Raw genomic sequence first — 11,667 nt, 5'->3', positions numbered from 1 at the left:
ATAACTAAGCCAAACAGTATGGGTGTAAAAATGAGCAGGGTTAATATATTCATCAGGTCCAGATCAGTTTTAAAATAAATACGGTGATCAGCACTAATAACATGCTGAATAAATAATATTGAATTTTTCCGCCTTGAAAACGGCGTGCAAAACCACCAATGCCGTGCACAATATCAGCAATTAGATGCAGCAATCCGTCAACTACATGTTTATCAAACCATGCAGCAATACCGGCAATGGCGATACCAATTTTTTCGAGCAGGTTCACAAATCCATCTACTACTTTACTATCAAACCAGTACAATGCATTGCTTAACCACATTACAAAACGCACAATAACACGGTTATAAAAGCTATCAATACACCATTCGTTAAAAGAGATACGGAACAGCAGCCCCTTTTGCGGAAACGACCATGTATTGCGTTCTGCATAAATCATATACGCGCAGTATATTACCACAACGCTCAATATATTCACCAACACTGGTATAATATAGTGGTACATATTCTCGCGCGCTAAAAAGTTAGCCTGCAAAAACCCTTTGTATAACCACGCATCCTCGTAAAAAATCGGGCTATACGAAAACACCGGGAATAAGCAGCAAAGCGCCAGAAACACCAGCGGCAGTTTGTATTGCCAGCCCCCATCACCCATGTGGATATGAATGTGAGGATTCATTTTTTGCAAGCGGAACTCACCAAAGAAAACTTTTACTATAAGCCTTGCCACATAAAACGCGGTTAACCAACTGGTGAGCAGTGCCACATATGGAATTAGCTTTAGGATGCCTGCTTTATTGTCCGACCAGTCAAACGCCTGGATCAGGATACCGTCTTTTGACAGGTAGCCCGATGTTAGCGGGAAACCAACCAACGCTAATCCGCCAATTAAGGCAGCGATAAAAGTTAAGGGCAGCTTTTTACGCAAGCCCCCCATATGCAGGATATTTTGCGGGTCGATATCAAGGTTGTTATCATCCTTAATATGTTTTACCTGGTGGATAACAATCCCCGCGACAAGGAACAGTAAACATTTAAAGAACGCGTGCGTGGCCAAATGGAATAGCGAGGATGAATATGCCCCAACGCCCATAGCCATCACCATAAAGCCCAATTGCGAAATGGTGGAGTAAGCCATGATGCGTTTCAAGTCGTTTTGTGTAAGGGCGATAGTCGCTGCCATAAACGCGGTAAAGCAACCTACAAAAGCCAATACGGTTAGTTCTGTCCCGTTGAACATTGGGTAAACCCGGCCTAACAGAAACACCCCTGCAGCCACCATGGTAGCTGCGTGGATCAATGCTGATACGGAAGTCGGGCCTTCCATAGCATCAGGCAGCCAGGTATGTAAAGGGAACTGTGCTGACTTTGCAGCAACTGCCAGAAATATCCCGCCGAAGGCAACGTATTGCCATAGGGCAGGTATACTGCCTAAAGTACCCGTCCATTCGCCATTGGCGATGATAGAATTAACAATTAAACCTTTATCGCCAAAAAGCTGCTGGATATCAAATGTATTAAACTGCGTATACAGAATAATAATGGCCGTAAGCAAACCAATATCCCCTATCCTGTTTATAATAAAAGCCTTTTTATTGGCGATGATGGCACTCTCGCGGGTAAACCAAAAACCAATGAGCAGATACGATGAAAAACCCACCAATTCCCAAAATGCATAAAGCAGTATCAGGTTATCAACCACCACCAATGCCAGCATACTAAAGCAAAACAGACTTAAATACCTGAAGTACCGGCTATAGCCATCATCATCCTTCATATAAGCGGTAGAATAGATATGCACCGGCAAGGCAATAACCGATACCAGCAGCAACATCAGCACCGACAGATTATTGAGCAGGATGCCTGCCTGTACCTTTGTAGCGCCAATGATAAACCACACTTGCTGGGTATGTATGGTGTGGGTATTCCATACCTTAAAGAATACGCTTCCAGCTAATATTGTACTCGCCAATATAGCCAATGTAGATACCCAACCCGATGCCTTGCTTTTACCCAACAGTAAAAAGTTTACCACAAAGGCAGCAAAGGGCAACACCACTGCAATTATTGCAAGGGTTACGGTTTGCGCGTCGTTATATGGTAAGGTTGGGTTCAATTCGATTGTTCGTTAATTTCTATAGTTACGGTAGTAGGGGTCCTGTTTGATCTTTTCCCTGTAGCCCCGGCGAAAGTTACCGACTTAATATCCGAGTTATACACCTTCAATAACTTGATCAGGTCTTCTTCTTTTCCGCCTGTCAATGTAGTTCCGTCGCTTAATACATAGTTTACACCGTTATCATTGCCACGGCGGCTTCTAATGTAGGTTTTGTAGGCTTTTGATAGTGTACCAAATTTCCATTGGTATAGTTTTTTTCCGTAAACCTTAGTGGTTACGCTTACCGTGGTATCATTATCTTTTGAGCCAACAAATTTGGGCTGTATCAGCGTATCTATACTTAATATCTTCTTTGGGTCAATATCTTCAACTTTACCATAGGTAACCTCTTCGTTAAACATAAATGGCTTTTGCTGGGGTCTTGGTTTGGGTAGCGGCAAAGTATTATAAGCCAAATTGGCCGGCAAATGCTGTTTTGTTTTAATGACGATGGCGCCTGCCGCAGCCTTTGGCCCATACATTATCCTTGCCCCTTTTCGCTTTACTACAGATACATCTATAATGTTATCAACCTTCAGCTCCTCCAATCTGCCGTTATAAACGGTGTCGTTTATAATTACAAATGGTTTTTCCTGCCCATCAGGCGGGTCGGTAAATACTATCTTTTTATCGGCCCCCATAGTTACATACTGAAACTCTGGTTGAAGCACCGGTTCTTCCTCGCGTGTTGAAACCCTGTGCCTAACGCGGTGTTTGGTAGTGCGGCTCACTTTCTTTTTTGCATGCTTCTTCCGTGTTTGCGCAAAAGCGCCAACAACAAGTAACATCAGCAATATTAAAAGGAGTTTTTTCATTATTAGTTCTTTTGCTCGTTCTGTTTAACAGCTTTCTCTGCTTCTTTTTTCTTTTTATATGCTTTTGTAATAACTATCACCACGCCGTTTTTGCCCGCAACGGTATTCTGGGCTTCCTCCGATGCATCTTTCACTACGCTAATACTGTCAATATCATTAGGATCTAAGTTTTGCATGCCGGTGCTTGGTTTATCATCAATAATGTATAATGGTTTGGTTGATGCAGAATCTGCTTTAGCCGTAATAGTCTGCGAGCGTTTTAAAGCTAAAGCCTTGCCTTGTTTAGTGGTAATTAAGATCACTCCGTTTTTAGCTGCTTCGCCATATAATTTTTTTGACGATGCATCTTTCAAAACTTCGACACTTTCAATATCGTTGGGAGGTATGGTATTGATATCGCCCTTATACTTTACACCGTCTACCATCACCAAAGGCGGCAAACTACTATAGGAGTTGCCGGTGCTAATTCTGAACTCTTTTTTAGCCGAATCGGCCTTTTGCGCGTAAGCGCCAACCGATAGAAACAACGAAAAAACAACAATTAGCTTTTTCATATTTAATCTTTTAACTGGTTTACTTTATCCGGGTTGATGGTTTTATACTGGCGATACACATTCAATATAATAGCCAGCGCCACGGCTGTTGTAGCAGCGGCTAACACAATGGCAAACAGAGCGAACATTTGTCCCCCGTTATTGGCATTATCATACTTTCCAAAAGCTACCAGGTTCAAAATGGCAGCGTTCAGCATCAGTTCGATACCTATCAGTATTTGTATGGCGTTCTTTTTTGATACGATAATGAACAAGCCTACGCAAAACAGTACCACACTCACTATCATAAAATCATTCAGCGTGATCATGTTTTGATGGCCTCCTTTCGCGACAAATGGGCTGCACCTACCAGGGCTATCATCAACAAAACAGATATTGCCTCAAATGGCAGTAAGTATCGTGTCATTAAATTTACGCCTATGCTGTTAATACCTGTTCCATCAACCGGCACCACATTCTTTGTTTCGATAGCGGCTTTTACCCACTGTAGATTATTCAAATCCGCCTTAAAAACTACATTAAGCATTACTACTAAAAATAATGCGGCCAATAAAAACGCAGGTAAATTATTCAGACTAATAAAACGGTTGGTTTGTTGTTCGGCGGTGGCTAAAGCCTCCTTGCCCGATAGCATAAAGGCAAAAAGTATCAGCACTAAAATACCACCAACGTATATTACAATTTGAGTTACTGCTACAAAATCGGCCAGGGCCAAAACATATAAACCTGCTAACCCAAACAGCGTTACAAAAAACATGAATATGCTGCGCACCAAATTCTGACTAATGGCAACCACTAATGCCGATCCCAGCGTTATAAAAGCCATGAGGTAGAATAGTATTTGCACTAAATTCATGCTCCGCCCTCCTTTGCCTTCATGGCGGCTAATTTTGCGGCTTGTTTCTCGGCCTGTTGTTTTTCCAGCAGCATCCGTTTTTCGGCAGCATCTTCTGGCGACATGTCCGAAAATTCATAGGTAAGGTTACTTAGTTCAAATACTGTTTTGTCGTACTGATTGGTCATCACAATGCATTCGGTTGGGCACACAATAGTACACAAGCCACAATACATACATTTAGCCATATCAATATCAAACTTGGCCGCATAAAGCAATTTTTTAGACCCATCTGATGTTTCACCGATACTACCCTCGGTAGATTTTATCGATTCGATATCGATGCAGTTTACCGGGCAGATCTTAGCGCACAGGTCGCACACAATACAATCATCAATCTCCACATCCAGTTGGTAACGGCCCACTTCGGGTACGGGTAGTTCTTGTTTTGGGTATTGTATGGTGTTAGTGTTGTTTTGCTGGTTAAAGTAATTATCATCAGTTATAGACGTGATCTTACGTTTAGCGTTTGATGTAAACAAAGCCTTTATGGTAAGGGTTAGCCCCTTCCATGCCGTTGTAAAACCGTTTATCGCCTTTTTTATCATTCTATTTTTTGGATTTCACCGATGCCTCAATACTATGAAATGATTACACCAATTACTTTTCTCTTTTTTTTCTTGTCTCTTGACTCTAACAATCTTGCTTCTTTTCCAACTACATTACCCACAACCGCCATATACCGGATATTAACATGCAGGCAAATGCCAGCGGGGTTAACACTTTCCAGCATAAGTTCATTAGTTGATCTACCCGCAGGCGCGGTAATGTCCACCTTATCCACATTTGTACGCCTACCAATAATAAGGTTTTTACCAGTATCCAGATAATTCCCCATGCCGTGCCGGTTGTCCAGCTTGCCAAAGTTACCGAACCTATATTTGGCAAAGGCGTATTCCATGCGCCTAAAAATAAAATTACGCCCACCATCGATACTAAAAACATCATCGAATACTCTGCCAAAAACACCAGCGCGAACTGTAGTCCGGTAAACTCTGTATGGAAACCAGCCACAAGCTCCGATTCCGCTTCCGGAATATCAAATGGGGCGCGGTTACTTTCGGCCAATGATGCTATAAAGTATATTACAAATGCTACCAGTAAATGCGGCGCCTGAAAAACGTTCCATGATAATATACCCCCTATTGCCGATACATCCCAAAAGCCAAAAAATTTGGCTTTCTCGGGAGATAAGATACCTTGCAGCATAGCTATATCCTGTAAATTTAATGTTTGCGCTACCATTACCACCGATATCAGCGCGAAGCCGGCAGGTATTTCATACGATATAATTTGCGCTGCAGACCGCATAGCACCCAGTATTGAATACTTATTGTTTGAGCCCCATCCGGCCATTAATATGCCGAGGGTCTCGATAGAAATAATAGCGAATATGTAATAAAGCCCTATATTAATATTAGCGGGAACTAATCCCGGGGCCCATGGCAAAGCAGCAAAACCCAGGTAAACCGCTATAAAGATAATTGCAGGTGCCGCCAGGAACAAAACTTTATCGGCCGCTGCCGGAATGATCAGTTCTTTTTGAACCATCTTTATCATATCGGCCAATACTTGCAAAGTGCCGAACTTTCCCGTTTCAGTGGGGCCAAGCCTATTTTGTATAAATGCACTTACTTTACGTTCGGCGTATACGCCAAACATGGTAAACAGCCCCACAAAAGCAAATAAACCTGCGGCTACAATAAAATATGTAATATAAAAATTCAAGGGCGCTTGCTTTGGGTTGCAAACTTAATAAATGCTAAGGATAGTTGACTATTTTAGTCGTGCTTTTTTAGAATGATTTTAAAGAGGAAAAGGTGATTGATGAAGGGTTATTAATGTGTTCCACCCCCTTGTCATGCTGAACGTATGTGAAGCATCTATTCGCCAACAAGCATGTAGTACATTAGATCCTTCACATACGTTCAGGATGACAGGTAGGTAAAAATACATCTATTTAACACCCTTCCCTCACATCAACATATTCGCTTTTTACATTATCTGCAAAAAACAACGATGCATGGCGGTCAAAATCTGGGGTATCATCAATAGTGGTGTAAAACTGGCGATTGCCGTTCTTTGTAAGTCGCTGCTCCATTTCGGGATGGCGTTGCAGGTAGTCTACCAAACTGGTGGCAACTATATCGCCCTGTGCAACCACATTTATGTGCGCCGGCAAGTGGGCTTTAATTTTATCCTGCAATAGCGGGTAATGTGTACAAGCCAGTAAAATGGTATCAATATCCGGCGATTGCTCCATTAACTGATCCAGGTATAGCTGTACATAATAATCAGCTCCCGGTTTATTGTATTCTCCATTTTCTATCAACGGTACCCAAAGCGGGCAAGCTTGCTGATAAACTTTAAGGTCCGGAGAAAAGTGCTCTATCTCTAATAAATAAGAGCCCGATTGCACCGTGCCTTTTGTGCCCAGCACGCCTATCTGTTTGGTTTTGGTATAATCGCCAATAACCTCGGCCGTTGGGCGAATAACACCCAGCACACGCTTATCAGCATTATCTTTTGGCAGGTCCTGCTGCTGTATAGTACGCAATGCCTTTGCAGATGCTGTATTACAGGCCAGTATAACCAGCGGGCAGCCTTGCTTAAACATCCATTGCACACACTCCCAGGTATATTGATGAATGGTATTGAAAGAGCGGTTACCATATGGTGCCCGGCCGTTATCACCCAGGTATAAATAATCATAACCGGGTAACTGTTCTACAATAGAACGGAACACCGTTAAACCACCAATACCCGAATCAAATACCCCAATAGGACTGCCTGATAACATATACACCAAAAATAAAAAAAGCGCCCCGAATGAGGGCGCTTTTCAAATAATTTAATTTTAAGATTACTTTAATCCTAATTTAAGTTTTACAGCCGGCATCAGATCGTCAGCATCAGGAGATACTACTAAATACTCGCTGGTGGTATCTAATACATAACCGTAACCTTTTTCTTTAGCTACTGCAGATACTGCTGCACGTGCTTTATCGATAAGTGGTTTACCTAATTCACGTTGTTTAGCTTCAACTTGTTGTTGTGAAGACTGTTGGTAATCTTGTAACCGTTTTGCTATATCCTGCAATTCAGTTTCAGCTGCACCACGTGCTGCATCAGTCATGGTTGTTCTTTTTGATTGATATGCCTGACCTTTAGTTTGATACTCGTTATTCATTGTAGTTAACTGATCAATGAATTGTTTTTGATAAATTTCAAGCTGAGATTTTACTGTTTTAGTTTCTGGCATAAAATCAATTAACTGCTGAAAATTAATGTGGCCAATTTTTGATTGTGCCTGGGCAAAGTTGCCTGCAAATAACATTCCTGCTGCAACTAAAGCAACTTTAAATAGTTTTTTCATTTCTGTTGTTCTGTGTTTAATAATAGTCCTAATTATAAATATAAAATTTTTATTTGGCAAATACTCCAGGCTTTAACCCCAAACGTGTTACCACCTCGTCGCTTTTATTATAACGCGGACTGGCATACAGCATAATAACCTCGCTGTTTTTGTCAAATATCATATCCAGGCTTTCGCTTTCGGCAACGGCCTGTACAGCTTTAGACACTCTATCCTGTATTGGTTTAATAAGCGCATTACTTTTTTTAGAAAGTTCGCCATCCGGACCAAAAATCTGGCGTTGGTAATCTTTAGCTAACTTCTCTTTATCCACTATTTCCGCTTCGCGGCGTTTACGCATTTCAGGTGTCATTAATACCTGATCTGCCTGGTAAGCTTTGTACAAACGGTCAATTTCCTGAAACCGGGTATCAACATCTTTTTGCCATGACTCGGATAGCGATGCCAGTTGTTTTTGCGATGATGCATATTCTGGCATATGTTTTAAAATATAATCAGAATCAACATAAGCAAAACGCTGTGCCAGTGCTGCCGTGGAGGCTGTAACTGTAAAAAAAAGTATTAAAATTATTTTTTTCATAAACTGCTGTGCAAATTTAATTAAATCCTCCGCTTAAGCTTTGTGAAATTGTAAAATGGAAATGTCCTTTATTAGCATCGGGCTGGCCAGGTATTTTGTCGAAACCATAACCATAATCTAAGCCCAGTAATCCAAATATTGGTAAGAATATCCTTGCACCCACACCAACAGAACGACGCACATTAAACGGATTAAATTGGCTAAAATTATCCCAAACGTTACCACCTTCGGCAAACGCCAGTAAGAAAATAGTGGCAGACTGTCCAGTAATTACCGGATGCCTTAACTCCATTGTATACTTATTGTAGATGGCACTACCCTGATTTGTATTTGCATTAAGGTTTGAACCTACCGGTACAATAGAGAAGTTTTCATAACCGCGTAAACCTATAACATCAGTACCCTGTAAGAACTGGTAGCTCTGCATACCATCACCACCCAATTTGAAACGCTCAAAAGGAGATGGACCTACCAATTTGTTATACTGGCCCAGATAACCAAAACGCACCTGCGACATCAGCACCAATTTACCGGCTATCCGTTGGAACCACTGAGCATCAAATTTCCATTTGTAGTACTCAACAAAGTGATATCTTTCTTCTGGTGTTGCCACATTATAATTAATACTATTAAATAAAGAGTATGGTGGCGTTGCCTGAATTGTAAGTTTAATATTTGAACCCGATGTAGGATAAAGAGGCACATCGACCGAGTTACGGCTAAGCTCCTGGGTTAATTTAATATTGTATGATGTACCATTCTGGAACAGGTAACCTCCATAGTTGTCCAGGTCATAATGGTCAACGTTTAACGAGTAGTTTAACTGGAAGTAGTTATCCGGCCAGTTTAAACGCTTACCTAAAGTTACACCAATACCATTGATACGCAACTTGTTATAATAAGGGCTTTCTTTAGGATAATACTGCCCTGTAGAGCTACCTTGTGTATAAGCCGATAATGCAAAGTAAATTGGTTTTTTACCCCCCAACCAAGGCTCAGAGAAAGTGAACGAGAAGTTTTGATAGGTACGACCGCTTGACTGACCTCTTAAGCTTAGTTTCTGCCCGTCGCCTTTTGGCAATGGTTTGTAAGCTTTTAGATTGAACAGGTTACGTAAGGCAAAGTTGTTAAAGGTTAACCCTAATGTACCAACCAATTGCCCGCCGCCAAAACCACCAGATAGCTCAATCTGATCTGAAGGTTTTTCAACTACGTTGTAAACTAAATCAACAGTACCATCGGCCGGGTTAATATTTGTTGGCCTTGGTTCGGTTTTTTGCTCGTCAAAGTTACCCAACTGGCCAATTTCACGCGCACTACGTATTAATAGTTCTTTGTTAAATTTCTGACCCGGTTTAGTCCTTATCTCGCGGAGTACTACCTTATCGTTGGTAACATCATTACCCTTAACTATTACACGGTTAATAGTGTACTGTGGGCCTTCGTATATCCTTATATCAATATCAACAGTATCGTTATAAACCCTTGTTTGTACTGGGTCGGCATTAAAGGTTAAATAACCATCATTTAAATAAAGTGATGAAACATCATCGTTATTTGGCGTAGGCCCGGTTAAACGCTTGTTTAATTCATCCTCACTAAATACCTGTCCTTTTTCTATACGTAATATCCTGCTCAATACATCAGCCGGATAACGTGCATTTCCAGAGAATTTAATACCACCAAAATAATATTTAGGGCCTTCGTAAACTTTGATCTTTACATCAACCGTTTTCTCGTCATGCTTGGTAACGCTATCGCTTAAAACTTCCGCATCACGATAACCTTTTTCCTGCATTTTTTCTACAAGTGTCTGCTTATCTTCTTCGTATTTATCCTGTTTAAACTTCTTTGAGCCAAATATGTTATAGATCTTTTTTTCGCGGGTATTTTTAAGAAATTTCCGCAGCTTACTGTCAGAGAACGCCTTATTACCTTCAAAAGTTACACTGTTTATTTTAATCTTAGATTTTTTGTCTACAGCAACATCCAGTATAACGCTGTTGGCATCACCCGGGTCTTTTGTTTGTTTTATGTTTACTGTAGTATTTAAATAGCCCTTTTCATTAAAGTGCTTTTTGATGATAGCGGTAGTGGTGCTAAGTAAATTTTCGTTTACAATTTTACCGGTTTTATCGCTTAGCTTTTTGGTTACATCCTCAATTTCGCCTTTGCGAATGCCGGTTATATGCAAACGCGATAAGCGCGGGCGCTCAACAACAGCAATCTCCAGGTAAATGGTATCCATGTTTATTCTGGTAACATTTAACTGTACATCGTCAAAAAGGCCTTGCTTATACAAGTCCTTTATAACGTTGGCATTTTGTTCGCCGGGCAGATTTATCCTGTCACCTTTGTTTAATTTAGATATAGTGAGTAGTACTTCTTTATCCAAATACTTAGCGCCAGACACAGTAACACCACCAATAATATAATCTTTGGGACTAAGGTAGCTGAGGCTATCGGCAGGTATAGATCCCGACAGTGAAGACTGTTTTGCGCCATTAACCTGTGCCAGTGCTGCAGTGCTTATAAAAGAGAAGAGAAGAGCAAAAAAAACTTTATTCATCCGAATATTTTAGTGGGCTAAAAATAATTTATACAGTTGTTAAAAAGTGTTAAAAGTAAAAATTTAGTTTACCTGCTCGCTTGTCATACCAAAACGGCGTTCGCGTTTCTGGTAATCCAGTATAGCTTCATACAAGTCTTCGCGCCTAAAATCAGGCCAAAGCTTTGCTGTGAAGTACAGCTCGGCGTAGGCAATTTGCCATAGTAAATAATTACTTATACGATACTCGCCACTCGTCCTTATCAATAGTTCAGGGTTTGGCATACCGCCGGTATATAAATTATCTTCAAACAATTGTTCATCAATATCGGCAGGGTTTATTTCCCCGCTTTGTACTTTGATTGCTAAAGCTTTAGCGGCATGTACAATTTCGCCGCGCGAGCTATAGCTCAATGCAAGCGTAAGCACCAGCCCTGTATTAGCGGCAGTTTTACTTATTGCATTTTTTAGTTCCTGGTGGCATTTACCCGGCAGCATGTTTAAATCGCCAATGGCATTTAAACGCACGTTGTTCTTCATCAGCTTGGCAATTTCCTTATTAAGGGTGCTGATAAGCAACTCCATTATAGCGGTAACCTCAAATTTTGGCCTGCTCCAGTTTTCGGCGCTAAAGGTATATAAGGTTAAATATTCTATCCCCAATTCGCCCGCACTTTCCACAATATCCCTTACAGACAGCACCCCGTTATGATGGCCAAACACCCTTAACTTGCCTTTTCC

General features: G+C 41.1%; 12 protein-coding genes. All 12 read right to left on the bottom strand.

The features are described 5' to 3' along the window. Window positions 1-52 precede the first annotated feature (52 nt). The gene (locus tag JWQ85_RS19125) at window positions 53-2,116 is read right to left on the bottom strand and encodes an NADH-quinone oxidoreductase subunit L (RefSeq protein WP_299470810.1); all 2,064 of its coding nucleotides are present in this window, start codon (window positions 2,114-2,116) and stop codon (window positions 53-55) included. After that, a complete protein-coding gene (locus JWQ85_RS19120) occupies window positions 2,113-2,973 on the bottom strand; it encodes a hypothetical protein (RefSeq protein ID WP_299470808.1) in 861 nt (286 codons plus the stop codon). The genes JWQ85_RS19125 and JWQ85_RS19120 overlap by 4 nt, the downstream gene beginning before the upstream one ends. 2 nt (window positions 2,974-2,975) lie before the next feature. Beyond that, a complete protein-coding gene (locus JWQ85_RS19115) occupies window positions 2,976-3,527 on the bottom strand; it encodes a TonB-dependent receptor plug domain-containing protein (RefSeq protein WP_299470806.1) in 552 nt (183 codons plus the stop codon). 2 nt (window positions 3,528-3,529) lie between these two features. Then, window positions 3,530-3,835, bottom strand: a complete 306-nt coding sequence (gene nuoK / locus JWQ85_RS19110; protein WP_299470804.1) for an NADH-quinone oxidoreductase subunit NuoK — start codon at window positions 3,833-3,835, stop codon at window positions 3,530-3,532. Continuing rightward, window positions 3,832-4,353 (bottom strand): NADH-quinone oxidoreductase subunit J, encoded by a 522-nt coding sequence (locus JWQ85_RS19105; protein ID WP_299470802.1) that lies wholly within the window; start codon window positions 4,351-4,353, stop codon window positions 3,832-3,834. Before JWQ85_RS19105 ends, nuoK begins: the two co-directional genes overlap by 4 nt. Window positions 4,354-4,379: 26 nt before the next feature. Then, the gene (locus tag JWQ85_RS19100; protein WP_299470800.1) at window positions 4,380-4,970 is read right to left on the bottom strand and encodes a 4Fe-4S dicluster domain-containing protein; all 591 of its coding nucleotides are present in this window, start codon (window positions 4,968-4,970) and stop codon (window positions 4,380-4,382) included. Between the two features lie 109 nt (window positions 4,971-5,079). Continuing rightward, window positions 5,080-6,150 carry an NADH-quinone oxidoreductase subunit NuoH gene (nuoH, locus tag JWQ85_RS19095; RefSeq protein WP_299470798.1) on the bottom strand — a complete coding sequence of 357 codons (1,071 nt, stop codon included), beginning with the start codon at window positions 6,148-6,150 and terminating at the stop codon, window positions 5,080-5,082. A 232-nt stretch (window positions 6,151-6,382) separates the two neighbouring features. After that, complete coding sequence (gene murI / locus JWQ85_RS19090) at window positions 6,383-7,222, bottom strand: glutamate racemase (RefSeq protein WP_299470796.1); 840 nt, start codon at window positions 7,220-7,222, stop codon at window positions 6,383-6,385. A 63-nt stretch (window positions 7,223-7,285) separates the two neighbouring features. After that, window positions 7,286-7,798, bottom strand: a complete 513-nt coding sequence (locus JWQ85_RS19085) for an OmpH family outer membrane protein (RefSeq protein ID WP_256539011.1) — start codon at window positions 7,796-7,798, stop codon at window positions 7,286-7,288. A 49-nt stretch (window positions 7,799-7,847) separates the two neighbouring features. After that, window positions 7,848-8,378, bottom strand: a complete 531-nt coding sequence (locus tag JWQ85_RS19080) for an OmpH family outer membrane protein (RefSeq protein WP_299470792.1) — start codon at window positions 8,376-8,378, stop codon at window positions 7,848-7,850. A 16-nt stretch (window positions 8,379-8,394) separates the two neighbouring features. Continuing rightward, window positions 8,395-10,947, bottom strand: coding sequence for an outer membrane protein assembly factor BamA (gene bamA / locus JWQ85_RS19075; protein WP_299470790.1), 2,553 nt, complete (start codon window positions 10,945-10,947; stop codon window positions 8,395-8,397). A gap of 63 nt (window positions 10,948-11,010) precedes the next feature. Next, a partial coding sequence (gene uppS / locus JWQ85_RS19070; RefSeq protein ID WP_299470788.1) for a polyprenyl diphosphate synthase occupies window positions 11,011-11,667 on the bottom strand: 657 nt, incomplete at its 5' end.

The organism is Mucilaginibacter sp. (assembly GCF_028288105.1).
In the GTDB taxonomy this organism is placed as follows: domain Bacteria; phylum Bacteroidota; class Bacteroidia; order Sphingobacteriales; family Sphingobacteriaceae; genus Mucilaginibacter.
This window is presented reverse-complemented; position numbering and strand designations above follow the sequence as displayed.